This window comes from Kitasatospora sp. Ki12, from assembly GCF_054601375.1.
Genome location: NZ_BAAIHT010000001.1, coordinates 1,247,025 through 1,265,257 on the forward strand (window position 1 = coordinate 1,247,025; position 18,233 = coordinate 1,265,257).

The 18,233-nt window shown below is 74.0% G+C and carries 16 protein-coding genes and 1 tRNA gene; 5 read left to right on the forward strand and 12 right to left on the reverse strand.

The features are described 5' to 3' along the window. Positions 1 to 23: 23 nt before the first annotated feature. The 3 genes from ACYP53_RS05255 to ACYP53_RS05265 all read right to left on the reverse strand — a co-directional run bounded on the left by ACYP53_RS05255 (position 24) and on the right by ACYP53_RS05265 (position 3,525). Entirely contained in the window at positions 24 to 1,025 is a 1,002-nt protein-coding gene (locus tag ACYP53_RS05255) for an SMI1/KNR4 family protein (protein WP_189924985.1), read from the reverse strand. Between the two features lie 125 nt (positions 1,026 to 1,150). Further along, entirely contained in the window at positions 1,151 to 2,308 is a 1,158-nt protein-coding gene (locus tag ACYP53_RS05260) for a DegT/DnrJ/EryC1/StrS family aminotransferase (RefSeq protein ID WP_459646738.1), read from the reverse strand. Further along, positions 2,305 to 3,525 (reverse strand): Gfo/Idh/MocA family protein, encoded by a 1,221-nt coding sequence (locus ACYP53_RS05265; RefSeq protein WP_459646739.1) that lies wholly within the window; start codon positions 3,523 to 3,525, stop codon positions 2,305 to 2,307. The genes ACYP53_RS05260 and ACYP53_RS05265 overlap by 4 nt, the downstream gene beginning before the upstream one ends. Before the next feature lie 524 nt (positions 3,526 to 4,049). Between ACYP53_RS05265 and ACYP53_RS05270 the strand changes: the two genes are divergently transcribed. Together ACYP53_RS05270 and ACYP53_RS05275 are read left to right on the forward strand one after the other, a co-directional pair. Then, on the forward strand, positions 4,050 to 4,511 hold the full coding sequence (locus ACYP53_RS05270) for a YwqJ-related putative deaminase (protein ID WP_189924983.1): 462 nt from the start codon (positions 4,050 to 4,052) through the stop codon (positions 4,509 to 4,511). 93 nt (positions 4,512 to 4,604) lie between these two features. Beyond that, positions 4,605 to 5,132: an SUKH-3 domain-containing protein gene (locus tag ACYP53_RS05275; protein ID WP_189925009.1), complete on the forward strand. Its 528-nt coding sequence runs from the start codon at positions 4,605 to 4,607 to the stop codon at positions 5,130 to 5,132. Between the two features lie 47 nt (positions 5,133 to 5,179). Here ACYP53_RS05275 and ACYP53_RS05280 read toward each other — a convergent pair whose 3' ends face one another. Beyond that, positions 5,180 to 6,448, reverse strand: a complete 1,269-nt coding sequence (locus tag ACYP53_RS05280) for a sensor histidine kinase (protein WP_189924982.1) — start codon at positions 6,446 to 6,448, stop codon at positions 5,180 to 5,182. Positions 6,449 to 6,708: 260 nt separating this feature from the next. Here ACYP53_RS05280 and ppc point away from each other — a divergent pair, with 260 nt between their 5' ends. After that, positions 6,709 to 9,507 carry a phosphoenolpyruvate carboxylase gene (gene ppc, locus ACYP53_RS05285; protein WP_459646740.1) on the forward strand — a complete coding sequence of 933 codons (2,799 nt, stop codon included), beginning with the start codon at positions 6,709 to 6,711 and terminating at the stop codon, positions 9,505 to 9,507. A gap of 88 nt (positions 9,508 to 9,595) precedes the next feature. Here ppc and ACYP53_RS05290 read toward each other — a convergent pair whose 3' ends face one another. The 8 genes from ACYP53_RS05290 to ACYP53_RS05325 all read right to left on the reverse strand — a co-directional run bounded on the left by ACYP53_RS05290 (position 9,596) and on the right by ACYP53_RS05325 (position 16,130). Further along, a complete protein-coding gene (locus ACYP53_RS05290; protein ID WP_459646741.1) occupies positions 9,596 to 10,597 on the reverse strand; it encodes a hypothetical protein in 1,002 nt (333 codons plus the stop codon). Continuing rightward, a complete protein-coding gene (locus ACYP53_RS05295) occupies positions 10,587 to 11,108 on the reverse strand; it encodes a SigE family RNA polymerase sigma factor (RefSeq protein WP_459646742.1) in 522 nt (173 codons plus the stop codon). The genes ACYP53_RS05290 and ACYP53_RS05295 overlap by 11 nt, the downstream gene beginning before the upstream one ends. A 108-nt stretch (positions 11,109 to 11,216) precedes the next feature. After that, the gene (locus tag ACYP53_RS05300; protein ID WP_459646743.1) at positions 11,217 to 11,540 is read right to left on the reverse strand and encodes a hypothetical protein; all 324 of its coding nucleotides are present in this window, start codon (positions 11,538 to 11,540) and stop codon (positions 11,217 to 11,219) included. A 136-nt stretch (positions 11,541 to 11,676) separates the two neighbouring features. Then, complete coding sequence (pth, locus tag ACYP53_RS05305) at positions 11,677 to 12,255, reverse strand: aminoacyl-tRNA hydrolase (RefSeq protein WP_189924972.1); 579 nt, start codon at positions 12,253 to 12,255, stop codon at positions 11,677 to 11,679. Positions 12,256 to 12,404: 149 nt separating this feature from the next. Then, the gene (locus ACYP53_RS05310) at positions 12,405 to 12,998 is read right to left on the reverse strand and encodes a 50S ribosomal protein L25/general stress protein Ctc (protein WP_189924970.1); all 594 of its coding nucleotides are present in this window, start codon (positions 12,996 to 12,998) and stop codon (positions 12,405 to 12,407) included. Positions 12,999 to 13,280: 282 nt separating this feature from the next. Then, positions 13,281 to 14,258, reverse strand: coding sequence for a ribose-phosphate diphosphokinase (locus ACYP53_RS05315; protein ID WP_189924968.1), 978 nt, complete (start codon positions 14,256 to 14,258; stop codon positions 13,281 to 13,283). Between the two features lie 202 nt (positions 14,259 to 14,460). Beyond that, on the reverse strand, positions 14,461 to 15,915 hold the full coding sequence (gene glmU / locus ACYP53_RS05320) for a bifunctional UDP-N-acetylglucosamine diphosphorylase/glucosamine-1-phosphate N-acetyltransferase GlmU (protein WP_459646744.1): 1,455 nt from the start codon (positions 15,913 to 15,915) through the stop codon (positions 14,461 to 14,463). A gap of 144 nt (positions 15,916 to 16,059) precedes the next feature. After that, a tRNA-Gln gene (locus tag ACYP53_RS05325) sits at positions 16,060 to 16,130 on the reverse strand. A 249-nt stretch (positions 16,131 to 16,379) separates the two neighbouring features. Here ACYP53_RS05325 and ACYP53_RS05330 point away from each other — a divergent pair. Next, complete coding sequence (locus ACYP53_RS05330) at positions 16,380 to 17,375, forward strand: acyl-CoA desaturase (RefSeq protein WP_459646745.1); 996 nt, start codon at positions 16,380 to 16,382, stop codon at positions 17,373 to 17,375. Between the two features lie 26 nt (positions 17,376 to 17,401). Further along, positions 17,402 to 18,175 (forward strand): TetR/AcrR family transcriptional regulator, encoded by a 774-nt coding sequence (locus ACYP53_RS05335; protein ID WP_189924962.1) that lies wholly within the window; start codon positions 17,402 to 17,404, stop codon positions 18,173 to 18,175. Positions 18,176 to 18,233 lie beyond the last annotated feature (58 nt).

The window sequence follows — 18,233 nt, forward strand, 5'->3', positions numbered from 1 at the left end:
CGCGGCCACCGCGGCCCCGCGCATCAGCCCACCGGGACGGCCCGGGCGAACCCGCCGTCCACCATCAGCTCCGCGACCGTCTCCAGCTCCGGCGGGCTGCCGGCCAGCCGCAGCAGGAAGTCGTCGAAGTCCTCGCCGCAGGGCAGCAGCAGCCGGGCGCAGCGGTCCTCCGGGGCCTCGGAGGCGCCGGAGTCGCGGGCGTCGTCGTACAGGTGGAACCAGACCGAGCCGGTCCGCTCGCCGCGGACCTTGAGCGCGACGAGCCCGCCCTGCGCGTAGGCGATGCCCAGGTAGTCCTTGGTGAGGTGGTCGCGCAGGCACTTGTTGGCGTACACGACGTCCTCGGTGCCGTACTCCTCGGTGAGGGTCAGGAACGGCTGGTCGAGCAGCAGTCCGAGCTCGGTGTCCAGCGCGACCCCGACCGGGCCGCGGCCGCCGCCCAGCTTGAGGAAGGTGCGGTAGGCGCCCGGCAGCCGGTAGCCGAGGCGCTCCTCGGCGCGCTGCACCAGGTCCTCGGGGACGCCGATCGGGTCGCCGCCGTCCAGGGCCAGCGCGAAGTGGACGGGCCGGCGCTCCTGCAGCGGGCGGGTGCCGCGGCGGGTGTGGTCGGCGGAGGAGGTGGCCAGGCCGCCGTGGTGCCGCAGCAGCGCCTTGACCTCGACCGGGACGAGCTCCATCCGGCGCCAGCCGGGGGCGGCCCGGCCGACGGCGTGGTGCCAGGTCCAGCCGGGCGGAGTGGCCACGGCGGTCTCCAGGTCGGCCCAGAGCGGGTGGCCCTGGGTGTACAGCGCGGCATTGGCCGAGACGTAGTCGGTCAGCCGCAGTTCGTCCACGCCGAAGCCCTCCGGCGGGTCGGCGACCTCGGCCGCGGCGGCCGCGTACGGGCCGAAGTCCGGGTAGCCGTACTCGTCCATGCTGACCCCGGCGGGGTGCCGCTCCGCGCGGACCGGATCCGGGAACTGCACCACCTGACCTGCGTACGCCGCGTTCGGTGCGGCGGCGACGCCGGGCCGACCTGTCGTCATCTGGGAGCCCCCACTGGCTGCTGCAATTACTCGGTGCTTGCTGGGCACCAGCCTAGAGCCTGTCCTCAACCCCCGGCCCGGCGGACCGCCCCGGCGGACCGGGGCACCGCCGGGTCACCACCGGGTCACCCCCGGGTGTCCAGGGCCCGCGCCAGCACCCGTGCCACCCGCTCCTGCTGCGCGCCGGTGAGGTGCGGGTGCAGCGGCAGGCTGAGCAGTTCGCGGGCGGCCCGTTCGGCGACCGGGAACGACCCGGCGCGGTGGCCGAGGTGACGGAACGCGGGCTGCAGGTGGACCGGCACGGGGTAGTGCACCCCGGCGCCGATCCCGGCGGCGTGCAGTGCGGCCAGCACCGCGTCGCGGTCCCGGCCCGGGCCGATCCGCACCGCGTACAGGTGCCAGACGTGCTCGTTGCCGGGCGCGGTCCGCGGCAGGGTGAGCCCGTCCAGCCCGCCCAGCAGCGCGTCGTAGCGGGCGGCGGCGGCCCGGCGGGCGGCGTTCCAGGCGGGCAGCCGGCGCAGCTTGGCGCGCAGCACGACGGCTTGCAGGGCGTCCATCCGGGAGTTGCAGCCGAACCGTTCGTGCCGGTACTTGTCGCGCGCGCCGTGGTCCCCGGTCAGCCGTACGGCGTCGGCGAGTTCGTCGTCGTCGGTCAGCACCGCGCCGGCGTCGCCGTAGGCGCCGAGGTTCTTGCCCGGGTAGAAGCTGGTGGCCGCGATCCGGCCGTACCCGGTGCGCCCGTGCTGCCGGGCGCCCTGGGACTGCGCGGCGTCCTCCACCACCGGCCGCCCGTCGGCCGCCTCCAGCAGCGGCCCCATCGGGGCGAGTTGGCCGAAGAGGTGGACGGGCAGCAGCGCGACCGCGCCGCCCAGCGCGGCGGCGGCCCGCTCCGGGTCCATCAGGAGGTGCGCCGGGTCGGCGTCCACCAGCACCGGCCGCAGCCCGGCCCGCAGCACCGCCTCGGCGGTGGCGACGAAGGTGTTGGCGGGCAGCACCACCCCGCCGCCGGGCGGCAGGTCCAGGGCGCGCAGGGCCAGTTCGAGCGCGTCGGTGCCGTTGCCGGCGCCCACGCAGTGCCGGGCGCCGGCGAAGGCCGCGTACTCCCGCTCGAACCCGGCCACCTCGGGCCCCTTGACGAAGCCGCCGGAGGCGAGCACCCGGTCGAAGCCGGCCCGGACCTCGGCCTCGACCTCGGCGTGCGCCGCCGCCAGGTCGACCAGCGGTACGCCTTCCGCCACCTCGCCCTCCGCCGCCTCGCCCCCCTTCACCCCGTCGCCGCTCACCGGGCCTCCGCCCCGGCCCGGGCCGCCGTGCCCACCGGGACGGTCGCGCCGCCGAGTTCCAGGCTGAGCGAGGCGGCCTCCAGCAGCTGGAGCACCCGCACCCCGGCCCGGCCGTCGGTCAGCGGGGCCCGGCCCTCGGTGATGGCGGCGGCGAACTCGGTCATGACGTTGCGCAGCGCCTCCTGCTCGACCAGGGCCGGCGCGACCATCTCGCCGACCCGGTAGGAGATCAGCGCCCGGTGCCGGATCGCGTCGGTGAGCTGGTCGGGCGGGGTGAGGTCCACCCCGCGGTCGTGCACCGCCAGCCGGGCCTGCGGATTGAGGTCGTCCCAGACCAGGGTGCGCCGCGAGCCGCCGATCAGCGTGGTGCGGACCTTGGTCGGGGAGAGCCAGTTGACGTGGCAGTGCGCCAGCGCGCCGTTGCTGAGCCGGACCGTCAGGTAGGCGACGCAGGCGCGGCCGGCGCCGATCGGGTCGGCGCCCTGGGCGGACACCCCGACCGGTTCGACCCCGGGCGGCAGGACGAAGTCCAGGATCGACAGGTCGTGCGGGGCGAGGTCCCACAGCACGTCCACGTCCGGCTGCACCAGGCCGAGGTTGATCCGCACCGAGTCGAAGAACTGGACGTCCCCGATCTCCCCGCCGTGCACCAGCTCGCGGATCCGGCGCACCACCGGGGTGTAGCAGAAGGTGTGGTCGCACATCAGCGCCAGTCCGCGCCGCTCGGCCAGGTCGACCAGTTCCTCGGCCTCGGCGGAGGAGGTGGTGATCGGCTTCTCCACCAGCACGTGCTTGCCGGCCTCCAGCGCCGCCCGGACCAGCGCGTAGTGCGCCCCCGCCGGCGTGGCCACCGCGACCGCCCCGACCCGCTCGTCCGCCAGCACCCGCCGGAAGCTGCCGGTCACCCCGACGGTGCTGTACTCCCCCAGCACCGCGCGGGCCTTGGCCTCGTCCAGGTCGCAGAGCCAGTGCAGCCGCAGCGCCGGGGTGTGCTGCGCGTTGCGGACCAGCTTCGGGCCCCAGTAGCCGGCCCCGACCACGGCCAGCCCGACCGGGTGCTCCGGCACCGGCCCGGGCGGCTCCCCCGGGGTGGGGACGTGGCCGCCGGGCGCCTGGTTGGCGGCCTGTTCGGCCCCGGTCCGCCAGGGCTCGGCCCCGGCCCGCCCGGCCGGGACCCTCCCGGTGCGCCCGTGCCCGGCCTGTGGTGTCGACGTCATCGCGCGAGCCCCCCGGGGGGTGTCTCCCTGATGGGGCCGGGCGACCGCCGCCGGGGCACGCCCCTAGGCGCCTTCTCGTCAGTCGCCGATGCTCCGCATGGACTCCATCCTCGGCGGCGCCGATGCACGCACCCCGACGACGCCCGCTGATCCGACCCCACCAAGGAGACACCCCCTTGCTCCGCGCCGGGCGGGCACGGGCCCTCCCCGGCGGCCTCAACGTCCGGCGCGGGCACCGGATTCGGCCCCGCCGGCGGCCGCCCGGACGGCCGGCCTCGCCCCGGCCCGCTGCCGGAACGGTACCGGCCGCCGCCCGGGCCCCGGGGCGTTTTCGGTAAATCGGTGGACAAGTCATGACGAGGGGGTGTGCATTCGGCCAGCATCGGGTGACCACCCGTCCGGTCCGACCGGTATCCGTCACCCCCGCACCCCGGTTGTACGGATGTCGGTGTCGTTTGACAGGCTTGCCCACGACCGGCCGGGCCACTCCGGCCGACGCCGGGTAACGAGGAGGAGGACGACGGATGACCACCGGTGAGCCGGCGGACCCGCCCGTGCTGCGCCACCACCGCGACAGCCTGCTGCCCGCCGTCGCCGCCGCGCTGTCCCTCAAGGGCGGCGAGGTGCACACCCTGGCGGGTGACAAGGCCGACCGGCGCCCGGTCCTGCACCACCTGGTCACCGGCTTCCTGGACACCCTGCCGCTGGAGGACCGCGAGCGGTTCACCGGCCGCTGCCCGGAGGCCGTCCTGCTCTCCCAGTACCTGGCGGCGGTCGACGGCCGGCGCTCCAAGCGCGCCGCCCGCAAGCCGATGACCCTGCACGAGGCCCGCAAGGCGCTCAAGGGCGCCCGGATGACGACCGTCCGGATCCGCGAGGAGGGCGACCCGGCGCACGGCACCCACGCCCCGCCGTGCCGCTCCTGCGTCCCGATGCTGGAGCACTTCACCGTGCAGAGCGTCGCCGTCGGGCCGCCCGCGCGCTGACCGGCCGAGTGCCCGCCCGGTCCGTCCCCCCGTCCCCGAGCCCTGGAGTCCGTCCTGAATCCGCCCAGCCCGCCCCCGCCCCCGCCGGCCACCCTGTCCGCCACCGGCAGCGCCGCCGCCGGCACCCTCGCGCGGACCCGCCCCCGTTTCCCCGCCGACGTCGCCGCCGAGCTCAAGGCGGCCGGCTGGCACCCCGGCCGCTGGCAGATCCGGCAGGCCGAGGAGTGGGCCGACACCCTGGTCGGGCACGGCGAGCCCACCGGCGCCCGGCACGCGGTGTTCCCGGCGGCGGTGGAGGCCTGGGCCGAGTTCGGCGGCCTCGCCTTCGACCTGTCCGGCCCGGGCCGCCAGCTGGCCCGCACCCCGTTCCTGATCGACCCGCTGTGCGGCCTGCACCAGCCGCGCACCCTGCTCGACCTCGGCCGGGCCCTGGGCACCCAGGTCGCCCCGCTCGGCGAGGAGGCGTACGGGCAGGCGCTGCTGGCGGTCGACGAGGAGGGCCGGGTCTACAGCCTCGACCACACCGGCGAGTGGTTCCTCGGCCACGGCATCGACCAGGCGATCACCGCCCTGGTCCTGGGCACCGCCCCGGAACGGCTGCGCACCGCGGACGACCGCTGACGGACGGGCGGGTGGCAGCACCCGCACAGCGCGGCGACGGCCGGCGGCTACCGCAGCCGCTCGGCCCGGACCGCCAGCCGGGACGGCAGCACCGCCTCGACCCGGAACCCGCCGTCCGCCTCCGGCCCGGAGGAGAAGGTGCCGCCCAGCGCGATCACCCGCTCCCGCATCCCGACCAGCCCGTTGCCCCCGCTGGGCAGCTGCGCCGCGCCGCGCTCCCCGCCCGGGCAGGCGTTCACCACGCTCACCCGCACCCCGTTCGGCGCGTACGCCAGCAGGACGGACACCTGTGCGCCGCCCGCGTGCTTGTGCGCGTTGGTCAGCCCCTCCTGGACGACCCGGTAGGCGGTCTGCTCGGCCTCGCCGGTGAACTCCTGCCGGCTGCCGCTGACCGTCAGGGTCACCGCCATCCCGGCCGCCCGGGACTGGTCCACCAGCCGGGGCAGCCCGGCCAGCGAGTCCGGCTCCGGCTGCCGCTCGTCGTCCATCCGCAGCACGCCGAGGATCTCGCGCAGCTCGTTCAGCGCCTGCCGGCCCACCTCGCCCATCAGCTTGGCGCTCTGCGCGGCCTTCTCCGGGTCCTTGGCGGCGATCCGCTCCAGCGCCCCGGCGTGCACCACCATCAGCGACACCCGGTGCGCCACCACGTCGTGCATCTCCCGGGCGATCCGGGTGCGCTCCTCCAGCCGGGCGCGGCGGGCGCGCTCCTGCGCCTGTTCGGCCAGCAGGTCCAGTTCGGTCTCCAGGCCGTGCGCGCGGTCCTTGAGCGACTCGATCAGCCGCCGCCGCGCGCCCACGTACAGGCCGGTCACCACCGGGGGGACGGTCAGTCCGACCGCCACCAGCACCGAGATCAGGACCTGGCCCCACAGCGGCGGCTGCTCCACCGTCGGGTCGCCGGGGGTCAGCATCGACACCATCATCACGGCGACCGCCTCGGCGAGGGCCAGCGCGGACAGCGCCACCACCCGCCAGCGCCGGGTGGGCCACTCCCAGGTCTCCGCGAGCGTGTACAGCGCGACCACCAGCAGCACCACACCGAGCATCCCGGGCATCGCGATCAGCGTGACCAGGACCGGGACGGCCGGCCAGCGCCGGCGCAGCACCAGCGAACCGCCGGCCAGCGTGCCGAGCACGGCGATCCCGACCAGGCCGGCGGTGGTCAGCTCGACCCGGTCGGAGAGGAAGGCGATCGTGCTGAGCGCGCACTCCAGCGCGGCGAGCACGGCCAGCCCGATGTCCAGGAAGGCGCTCCGCGGCCGCTTCCACCACCAGAACGACCGAACCGGCACGCGCTCCCCAGGCGACTTGCTCATGTCCGACAGCGTATGCGCCAACCCCCACCCCTCCCCACCGGGATTGTCCGGCACACGTCCCGAGTCCGCCAAGTGGTCCAGACCACATCCGCTGCTCGGCGGCACTGTCCGCCATCCGGCCACCTCGCGGACAGCGCACCTCCCGACACCTATGCTGGTCGCGTCGGACAGCGCGGTCCGCACGCGTCACAACCGCCACACGGGTGTGGAGCTGTGACGATGAGCCGTTGCCGAACCCCCACCACCACAGGGAGCCAGCCGTGACCGCTCCGGTCCCCGCCCCGGCGGACAGCCTCACCCCGGCCGTCGCCGACAACGCAGCCCTGCGCGCGGACATCCGCCGCCTCGGCGACCTGCTCGGCGAAACGCTGGTACGCCAGGAGGGCCCCCAGCTGCTGGGCCTGGTCGAACAGGTCCGCCTGCTCAGCCGCACCGACGGCGAGGCCACCGCCGAGCTGCTCTCCGACATCGACCTGGACACCGCCGCCAAGCTCGTCCGGGCCTTCTCCACCTACTTCCACCTCGCGAACGTCACCGAGCAGGTGCACCGCGGCCGCGAGTTCGCCACCCGCCGCGCCCGGGAGGGCTCGCTGCTCGCGCAGACCGCCGACCAGCTCGCCGAGGCCGACCCCAAGCACCTCGAGGACACCCTGGCCCACCTCGCGGTCCGCCCGGTCTTCACCGCGCACCCCACCGAGGCCGCCCGCCGCAGCGTCCTCAACAAGCTGCGCCGGATCGGCGAGCTCCTCGACCGCATCCACCGCGAGGAGCTCGCCTCCGGCCTGGTCGCCGCCGACCCGGCCCGTACCAGCAGCGCCAAGCGCTCCGCCGACCGCCGCCTCGCCGAGGTCATCGACCTGCTCTGGCAGACCGACGAACTGCGCATCGCCCGTCCCGAGCCCACCGACGAGGCCCGCAACGCCGTCTACTACCTGGACGAGCTCTACCGCGAGGCCGTCCCCGAGGTCCTGGAGGAGCTGCACGAGGAGCTCGCCCGGGTCGGCCTCACGCTCCCCGACGGCGTCCGCCCGCTGACCTTCGGCACCTGGATCGGCGGCGACCGCGACGGCAACCCCAACGTCACCCCGCAGGTCACCTGGGACGTCCTCAACCTCCAGCACGAGTACGGCATCAAGGACGCGCTGGCCGCCATCGACGACCTGCGCAACACCCTCTCCACCTCCGAGCGGCTGGCCGGCGCCTCGGTCGAACTGCTCGCCTCGCTCAACACCGACCTGCACCTGCTCCCCGAACTCAGCCCGCGCTACCGGCGGATGAACGCCGAGGAGCCCTACCGCCTCAAGGCCACCTGCATCCGGCTCAAGCTGGAGAACACCCGCGAGCGCCTGGCCGGCGGCACCCCGCACGTCGCGGGCCGCGACTACCTCGGCACCCGCGAGCTCGTCGCCGACCTGCGGCTCATCCAGGAGTCGCTGCGCGCCCACCGCGGCGAGCTGATCGCCGACGGCCGCCTCGCCCGCGCCATCCGCACCATCGAGGCCTTCGGCCTCCAGCTCGCCACCATGGACGTGCGCGAGCACGCCGAGGCCCACCACCACGCCCTCGGCCAGCTCTTCGACCGCCTCGGCGAGGAGGCCTGGCGCTACGCCGACATGCCCCGCGAGTACCGGCAGCGGCTGCTCGCCAAGGAGCTCCGCTCGCGCCGCCCGCTCGCCCCCACCCCGGCCCCGCTGGACGAGGCCGGCACCAAGACCCTCGGCGTCTTCAACACCATCCGCGAGGGCTTCGAGCGCTTCGGCGACGAGATCGTCGAGAGCTACATCATCTCGATGTGCCAGGGCGCCGACGACGTCTTCGCCGCCACCGTCCTGGCCCGCGAGGCCGGCCTGATCGACCTGCACGCCGGCATCGCCACGATCGGCATCGTGCCGCTGCTGGAGACCACCGACGAGCTCCAGCAGGCCGACCGCATCCTCGACGAGATGCTCTCCGACCCCTCCTACCGACTGCTCGTCTCGCTGCGCGGCGACGTCCAGGAGGTCATGCTCGGCTACTCCGACTCCTCCAAGTTCGGCGGCATCACCACCTCCCAGTGGGAGATCCACCGCGCCCAGCGCCGGCTGCGCGACGTCGCCCACCGCTACGGCATCCGGCTGCGCCTCTTCCACGGCCGCGGCGGCACCGTCGGCCGCGGCGGCGGCCCCTCGCACGAGGCCATCCTGGCCCAGCCGTGGGGCACCCTGGAGGGCGAGATCAAGGTCACCGAGCAGGGCGAGGTCATCTCCGACAAGTACCTGCTCCCCTCCCTCGCCCGGGAGAACCTGGAGCTGACCATCTCCGCCACCCTCTCCGCCTCCGCGCTGCACACCGCCCCGCGCCAGGCCCCCGAGGAGCTGGCCCGCTGGGACGCCGCGATGGACCGGGTCTCCGAGGCCGCCCACACCGCCTACCGCGGCCTGGTCGAGCAGGAGGACCTGCCGAAGTACTTCTTCGCCTCGACCCCGGTCGACCAGCTCGCCTCGCTGCACCTGGGCTCCCGCCCGTCCCGCCGCCCCGACTCCGGCGCCGGCCTGGACGGCCTGCGGGCCATCCCGTGGGTCTTCGGCTGGACCCAGTCCCGCCAGATCGTCCCCGGCTGGTACGGCGTCGGCTCCGGCCTCGCCGCCGCCCGCGCGGCCGGCCTGGGCGACGTGCTGGACGAGATGTACGGCGAGTGGCACTTCTTCCGCAACTTCCTGTCCAACGTCGCCATGACGCTGGCCAAGACCGACCTGCGGATCGCCCGCCACTACGTCGAGCAGCTGGTCCCCGGCGAGCTGCGCCACGTCTTCGACCAGATCAAGGACGAGCACGCCCTCACCCTGCGCGAGGTGCTCCGGCTCACCGGCGAGGACGAACTGCTGGAGCACAACCCGGTGCTGAAGCAGACCTTCGCCGTCCGCGACGCCTACCTCGACCCGATCTCCTACCTCCAGGTCGCGCTGCTGCGCCGCCAGCGCGAGGAGACCTCGGCCGGCCGCCACGACGACCCGCTGCGCGCCCGCGCGCTGCTGCTCACCGTCAACGGCATCGCCGCCGGCCTGCGCAACACCGGCTGATCCCGGGCACGACGGAGGGGCCGACGGCTAGAAACCGCCGCGTGCCGTCGGCCCCTCCGCTTTCGGGCCGGCCCCGCCCGCCTTCCGGTCAGTTGTGCGGCCGCACCTCGATCACCTCCGCCCCGTAGCGGGCCAGCACGTCGGCCTTGGCGGTGGCGACCTGCGGGGTGTGCACGAGGACCCCGGCACCGTCCTCGGAGATCGTCACCCCGGAGATGGTCACCCCCCGCGCCGCCCAGTAGCCGCTGTCGTCGACCGTGATCCGCCGCGCCAGCGCCTGGTAGTGCCGGCGCGACCCGGGCACGTCCACGAAGGTGATCGTCACCCCGGGGTGGCGCACGGTGTCCAGCACGACGGCGTCGAGGTCGGAGCCGGGCACCCGCATCACGTAGACCCCGTGGTCCAGGATGCTCTCGCAGACGCCGAAGTAGTGGTCCGGGTACTTCTCCGCCCCCAGCCGCCTGATGTCGGCGGCCACCCGGAGCGGGTCGGGGTCGTCCGGCCCGGCACTCTTGCTCGCCCCCGTGGACGGCACGTACGGGGGCGTCGTCGTCACCGACACGGGCGGCCCCGACGGAAGACCCGAGGGAAGCCCCGAGGGCAGACCGGTCGGCGGACCGGACGGCGGACCGGACGGCGGCCGCGAGGACGTCGTCGACGAGGCCATCACCTCCTCCCAGGTGGGCAGCCGCAGCGAGGCCGGCCCGTTCGGGCAGAGCAGCAGCAGCCCGCCCGTGTCCGCCGACGAGGACGACGAGCCCGACGGCGACGCCGTCGGGGCGGGCGGCCGGACCCCCGTCCCCGGGGACGGGGACAACGACCCCCCGCCCACGACCTGGACCGACCCCCGTGCGGCCCCGGTCGTGCCCCCGCCCCACACGGCCAGCCCGCCCACCCCCAGGGCGAACACCGCCGCCCCCGCCACCGACCGCGCCACCAGTCTCGACCGGGCCCGGCGCCGGCCGGCCCGGTGCAGCGCGGCCAGCGGCGGGCTGCCGCCCACCTCCCGGGCCCGCGCCCCGAGCCGGCCCACCAGGTCCTCCTCGAACCGGTCGCCGGGACCCTCGCCCGCCCTGTCCTCAGTCGCCATGACCCACCATCTCCCTCGCCGGTGTCAGCTCCTGCCGGAGCGTCCTCATCGCCCGCGCCAGATGCGTCTTCGCCGTGGCCACCGAGCAGCCGAGCTCCTGCGCGACCCGCGCCACCGGCAGGTCGACGTAGTAGCGCAGCACCACCACCGCCGGCTGGCGCGGTGGCAGGGCCCGCATCGCCGCCGCCAGCTGCTCGTCCCGCTCGGCCACCGGTGTCCCCGGCGAGTCCGGAAGCACCGGGGTGAGGACCTCCCGCCGGGTCCGCCGCCACCGCGAGACGTGGGTGCGGACCATCGTCGTCCGCACGTACCCCTCGGCCGCCGCCGCGTCCCGGATCGCCGTCCGCTTCGGGTAGACCCGCGCCAGGGCGTCGTGCAGCAGGTCCCGGGCGTCGTGGACGTCCCCGGTGATCAAGTACGCCCCCCGCAGCAGTGCCTGGTACCGGGCCGCGACGAACTCGTCGAACGGATCGGATCCGGAGCCCCCCGGGCGCATCGATTCGCGCTTCATACCCTCACGACGCACCGCGCGCCGGAAACGGATGACACGGCCGCGCGAAGGCGCGAAAAGGGGCCGGCGCCCACCGTCGTGGACACCGGCCCCTGAGGACTCGTGGCACTACTCCGCGGGTTCGCCCGCGCGCTTGCGCTTCAGCCAGAGCGCCGCGCCGCCGGCCACCACCACCAGGCCGCCGCCGACCGCCAGCAGGCCCGCATCGGGGCCCATCGACTCGCCGAGCACCGGCGCGAACTGCGCCGCCGCCGGATCCGGGGAGGCCGCCGAGCCGGGCTCGGCCACCGGGTCCGCGTGCGCCACCGCACCGCCCGACAGCAGCACCCCGGCCGCCCCCAGCGCACCGGCCGTACCGACCCGCCGTCCGAGCTGCTTCAGCCGGACCACCCGGATCCGCCGGATTCGGCGGACCGGACGCAATCTCCGCATCGAGAACTCCCCAGGACCCGTTCGCGTACCCGGCCGACGCTATCCGATTCCGCACGGGCTTCTCACGCGGATTCAGGTCCGGCCGGTCATGCGTTGTACGACTGTTGCGTACCCGGCGCGCCGTGTTGACGGGCGTTCAGGAGTTGTACGTGCCCTGCGCCCGCTCCAGCCCCTCGGACAGCAGCGCCTCCACCGCGTCGGCCGAACGGTCCACGAACCAGTCCAGCTCCTTGCGCTCGGTCGAGGAGAAGTCCTTCAGCACGAAGTCCGCGACCTCCATCCGGCCCGGCGGGCGGCCGATCCCGCAGCGCACCCGGTGGTAGTCCGGGCCCAGCGACTTGGTGATGGACTTCAGCCCGTTGTGGCCGTTGTCCCCGCCGCCCAGCTTCAGCCGCAGGGCCGCGTAGTCGATGTCCAGCTCGTCGTGGACCGCGATCAGCGCGGCGGCCGGCGCCTTGTAGAAGTCGCGCAGCGCCGTCACCGGACCGCCGGAGAGGTTCATGAAGGACATCGGCTTGGCCAGCACCACCCGCCTGCCCGCCAGCCGTCCCTCGGCCACCTGCGCCCGGCTCTTGTGCGCCTTGAACTTGGCGCCCATCCGCTGCGCCAGCAGGTCCACCACCATGAACCCGATGTTGTGCCGGTTCCGGGCGTACTGCTCGCCCGGGTTGCCCAGCCCGACCACCAGCCAGGGGCCCTCGTACTCGTCCGCCATCGTGCCCTCACTCCTCGCCTTCACCGCTCGACGCCATCATCCCCTCAGGCGCCGTGTCCCGGACGCACCGCTGCCCCGGACGCTCCAGCGGGAGCGACCGGGGCAGCGGTCTCAGCTACACAGCGTTCTCAGCTGCCGGTGCGCGAGGCTCAGGCCTCGGCGCCCTCGGCCTCGGCGGCCTCAGCGTCGGCGTCGGCCTGCGAGGCCTGGGCGCCGATGACCTGCAGCACGACGGCGTCGGCCTCGACGGCCAGGGTGACGCCGGCCGGCAGGGCGATGTCCTTGGCGTGGATGGAGGCGCCGGCCTCCAGGCCCTCGACCGAGACGGTGACGGACTCGGGCAGGTGGGTGGCCTCGGCCTCGATCGGCAGGGCGTTCAGCACGTGCTCGAGCAGGTTGCCGCCGGGGGCCAGCTCGCCCTCGGTGTGGACCGGGATCTCGACGGTGACCTTCTCGCCGCGCTTGACCAGCAGCAGGTCGACGTGCTCGATGGAGCGCTTGATGGCCTCGCGCTGGACGGCCTTCGGCAGGACGTACTCGTCCTTGCCCTCGATCGGGACGACCAGCAGGGCGTTCGGGGTCTTCAGGGCCATCATCAGGTCGTGGCCGGGCAGGTTCAGGTGAACCGGGGCGTGGCCGTGGCCGTAGACGACACCCGGGACGAAGCCGGCGCGGCGGGCGCGACGGGCGGCACCCTTGCCGAACTCGGTGCGGGTCTCAGCGGCAATACGGATCTCGGACACGACTGCACTCCTCGTGGAAGATGGCGCGGGGGTGCAGGCAACGCGAAAAACCGCCGGGACCACACCCTCAGTACGTTCGGGGGTCACTCGGCGGCAACGGCCTGCCGGCGGACGGGGATCCGGCACCGGCAGCGCGTCGATCACGGACGCGGGCGCCCGTCGAGCAGGCGCACGGCATCCCTCGCCGAGCAGTTTCACGAGTCTAACCGCATGCGCGGCCTCCCGCGAAATCGGCGGCGGCCCCGGCCCCATCGGGGACCGGGGCCGCCTGCGCGGGCTTCGTCAGTGCACGCCCTCGAAGAGGCTCGTGACCGAGCCCTCCTCGAACACCTCGCGGATCGCGGCGGCGATCGACGGGGCGATGGACAGCGTGGTGATCTTGTCCAGCTGGAGCGAGGCCGGGGTGGGCAGCGTGTTGGTGAACACGAACTCGCTGACCCGGGAGTTCTTCAGCCGGTCCGCGGCCGGGCCGGAGAGCACCCCGTGGGTGGCCGCCACCAGGACATCCGCGGCGCCGTTGTCGAACAGCGCGTCGGCCGCGGCACAGATGGTGCCGGCGGTGTCGATCATGTCGTCGACCAGGACGCAGACCCGGCCCTTGACGTCACCGACGACGTCGGCCGACAGGATGGTGTTGGCCTGCGTCATGTCACGGCGCTTGTGGATGATCGCCAGCGGGGCGTCCAGGCGGTCGCACCACTGGTCGGCCACCTTGACCCGGCCGGCGTCCGGCGAGACGACGGTCAGCTTGCTGCGGTCCACCTTCTCGCCGATGTAGTCGGCCAGCAGCGGCAGCGCGAAGAGGTGGTCCACCGGGCCGTCGAAGAAGCCCTGGATCTGCGCGGTGTGCAGGTCCACGGCCATCAGCCGGTCGGCGCCGGCCTGGCGCAGCAGGTCGGCGACCAGGCGGGCCGAGATGGGCTCGCGGCCGAGGTGCTTCTTGTCCTGGCGGGCGTACCCGTAGAACGGCAGGATCGCGGTGATGCTCCGGGCGGAGGCCCGCTTCAGAGCATCGATCATGATCAGCTGCTCCATGATCCACTGGTTGATGGGAGCCGTGTGGCTCTGCATCACGAAGCAGTCCGCACCACGGGCGGAGTCCAGGAAGCGGACGTAGATCTCGCCGTTGGCGAAGTCCAGGGCCTTGGTCGGGACGAGCTCGGTCCCGAGGGCCTCGGCCACCTCCTTCGCCAGCTCCGGGTGGGCACGGCCGGAGAAGAGCTTCAGCTTCTTCTCGCCCGACGTCGTGATCCCGCTCACTGCACCGTCTCCTCGCGTTGCGGACGCTGAACCCTCGACCCTGTGCGGGCAGGCGAGGCCCACGCGCGGTACGGGGTCGGGGGAATGTCGGTACGCCTGGACACGGGCGGTAAGCCCAGTGGCGCACGTATGTCCCCAAGGTTACGCGCCCGCGCAGAAACCGTCCGCCCCGGGACCGGCCCTCGGTCCGCCGTCCGGCGCGTCAGGCCTCCGGGGCGCCCTCGGCCGCGGCCTTCGCGGCCTGCGCCGACACCGTGCCGGGGCGCTTGCGCTCCACCCAGCCCTCGATGTTGCGCTGCTGCGCGCGGTTCACGCCGAGCGCGCCCGCCGGGACGTCGGTGGTGATGACCGAGCCCGCGCCGGTGTAGGCGCCGTCACCGATGGTGACCGGGGCGATGAACATGTTGTCCGAACCGGTGCGGCAGTGCGCGCCGATGACCGTGCGGTGCTTGTTCACACCGTCGTAGTTCACGGTGACCGAGGCCGCGCCGACGTTGGTGCCCTCGCCGATCGTGGCGTCACCGATGTAGGAGAGGTGCGGCACCTTGGCACCCTCGCCCAGCTCGGAGTTCTTGACCTCGACGTAGGTGCCGACCTTCGCCTTGCGGGCCAGCTTCGCACCCGGCCGCAGGTAGGCGTACGGGCCCACGGAGGCCAGCTCGCCCACCTCGGCGCGGTCGGCCGTGGTGTTGCTCACACGGGCACCGGCGCCGACCGAGCTGTCCTTCAGGGTCGAGTTCGGGCCGACCTCGCAGCCCTCGCCCAGGTGGGTGGCGCCCTGCAGCTGCGTGTTGGGCAGCACCACGGCGTCCGGCTCGAAGGTCACCTGCACGTCGAACCAGGTGGTCGCCGGGTCCACCACGGTGACGCCGCCGCGCATCGCGCGCTCCAGCAGGCGGTCGTTCAGCAGCCGGCGGGCCTGCGACAGCTGGACCCGGTCGTTGATGCCCAGGATGTCCCGGTGGTCCTCGGCGACCACGGCGCCGACCCGGTGACCCGCCTTGCGCAGGATCGCCAGGGTGTCGGTCAGGTACTCCTCGCCCTGCGAGTTGTCCGTGGTGAGCTCGGACAGCGCCTCGGCCAGCAGCTCGGCGTCGAAGGCGAAGACGCCCGAGTTGATCTCGGCGATCGCGCGCTGGGTGTCGTCGGCGTCCCGCTCCTCGACGATCGAGGCGACGGTGCCGTCCTCGTCGCGCACGATCCGGCCGTAGCCGAAGGGCTCCGGCACGACGGCGGTCAGCACGGTGACCCCGTTGCGCTGGGCCGTGTGGGCGTCCGCCAGCCGGTTCAGGGTCGCCCCGGTCAGCAGCGGCGAGTCACCGGCGGTGACGATGACCGTGCCGGCCAGCCGCACGCCGTCCGCGGCCAGCGCCTCCAGCGCCGTCCGCACCGCGTGCCCGGTGCCGTTCTGCTCCTCCTGCACGGCCGTGCGCACCGCGGGGTAGTGCGCCGCGAGGTGCTCCTGCACCTGCTCGCGCTGGTGCCCGACGACCACCACGAGCTGCTCCGGCGTCAGCTCCCCGGCCGCGGCCACCGCGTGGCCGACCAGCGACCGCCCGCACACCTCGTGCAGCACCTTGGGCAGCTTGTTCGACTTCATCCGGGTCCCGCCACCGGCGGCGAGCACGACAACGGCGGCAAGCGAATTGGCACCCATGCGGGGAGGCTCCTCGGTAGGTTCACAGAGAGGGCAGAGCGGACCCGGCCGGGACCCAGGCCGGTCGCCATACACACAGTCCGCCGAGCAGCACCGACAATACCGGCGCGGGGGGAAGACGCCCGGACCGGAGGCGCGCAGAGGCTCCGCCGCTAGGATTCGAACCCAGACAAAGGCCTCCAAAGGGCCCTGTGCTGCCATTACACCACGGCGGACAGTCGTGTCAGACCCTACCCGAGCGGACCCCGCCGTGGGTATCGACTTGCACCGATCCGCGAGGCTCCGATCCGCCGCCGGACGGCCGAACCACCCGGTCCCGGGTTCATCCATCCAGTCGGGTGAATTCACTCAAGCGCCGCGCTGCGATGTGTTCCCCTCGACGCGGAGCGCAACCTACGATGCCGTAGGTTACGCCGACGTAGGCTCCGCTTCTCCCGTTCCGGGACGCCGCAGAGGACACTCCCATGACCATCCAGGCCGGCGAGGCGAACGCGGGGACCACCGCGTCCGGCACCTCGTCCCCCGACCCCGACCCCGACTCCGCAGCCACCCAGCTGTCCGCCACCCGTGGCGGGGAGAAGCAGGGCCTGGCCGAGCGGATCGCGCTCGGCCTGTTCATCCTCGTGCCGTTCGCCGCGCTGCTGGCCGCCGTGCCGGTGGCCTGGGGCTGGGGCCTGGGATGGACGGACCTCGCGATCGCCGTCGGCATGTACTTCCTCACCTGTCACGGCATCACCATCGGCTACCACCGCTACTTCACCCACGGCGCGTTCAAGGCCTCCCGCCCGATGCACCTCGCCCTGGCGGTCGTCGGCAGCCTCGCGGTCGAGGGCCCGCTGGTGCGCTGGGTGGCCGACCACCGCAAGCACCACCGGTTCAGCGACAAGGACGGCGACCCGCACTCGCCCTGGCGCTACGGGGAGAGCCTCCCGGCGCTGATGAAGGGCCTGTGGTGGGCGCACATGGGCTGGATGTTCGACGAGGAGCAGACCCCGCAGCTCAAGTACGCCCCGGACCTCGTCCGCGACCCGGCCATAAGGCGGATCTCCCGGCTTTTCTGGCTCTGGACCCTGATCTCGCTGCTGATCCCGCCGCTGGTCGGCGGCCTGGTGACGCTCTCCTGGACGGGTGCGCTCTCCGCCTTCTTCTGGGGTTCGCTGGTCCGGGTGGCGCTGCTGCACCACGTCACCTGGTCGATCAACTCGATCTGCCACGCCGTCGGCCGCCGCCCGTTCCGCTCCCGGGACCGCTCCGGCAACGTCTGGTGGCTCGCGGTGCTCTCCTGCGGCGAGTCCTGGCACAACCTGCACCACGCCGACCCGACCGCGGCCCGGCACGGGGTGCTCCGCGGACAGATCGACTCCTCCGCCCGGCTGATCCGCTGGTTCGAGCTGGCCGGCTGGGTCCGGGACGTCCGCTGGCCGGACGCGCAGCGGATCGCCGCCCGCCGCGCCGCATGAGGCGTCGCTTCCAGCATGATGTAGGGGTGAACGGGAGCAGCGCAGACAGCACAGGCGGTCACCAGAGCACGCGGACGGACGCGGCCCCCGCCAAGGCGCCGGCCCGTCCGCGGGCCGCTGCACCGACGGGCGGGGCCGCCGAGGGGGCCGCGGAGCGGGGTGCCGCCGCCCCGCGCCGCCGGGGCGGCCGGGTCCGGATGACCGGCAAGCAGCGGCGCGAGCAGCTGCTGGAGATCGGCCGGACGGTCTTCGCCGAGCGCGGCTACGACGGCACCTCGGTGGAGGAGATCGCCGAGCGCGCCGGGGTGTCGAAGCCCGTCGTGTACGAGCACTTCGGCGGCAAGGAGGGGCTCTACGCGGTGGTGGTGGACCGCGAGATGCAGCTGCTGCTGGACATGGTGACGGGGGCGCTGACCGGCGGGCACTCGCGCGAGCTGCTGGAGCAGGCGGCCTTCGCACTGATGGACTACATCGACACCTCGACGGACGGCTTCCGGATCCTGGTGCGGGACTCCCCGGTGGCCCAGTCGACCGGCACCTTCGCCTCGCTGATCAGCGACATCGCGACGCAGGTGGAGGACATCCTGGGCCTGGAGTTCAAGTCCCGCGGCTTCGACGCGCGGCTGGCCCCGATGTACTCGCAGATGCTGGTCGGGATGGTCGCGCTGACCGGCCAGTGGTGGCTGGAGGTCCGCAAGCCGGACAAGGCGACGGTGGCGGCGCACCTGGTGAACCTCGCCTGGCACGGGCTGGAGGGCCTGGAGCGGCACCCGCGGCTGGTCGGCGACCGCACGGGCTGAGGCCCGGCCCAACTGCCTGGCCCCCGCGTACCGCTCGACCCCTACTACCTACCGCTCG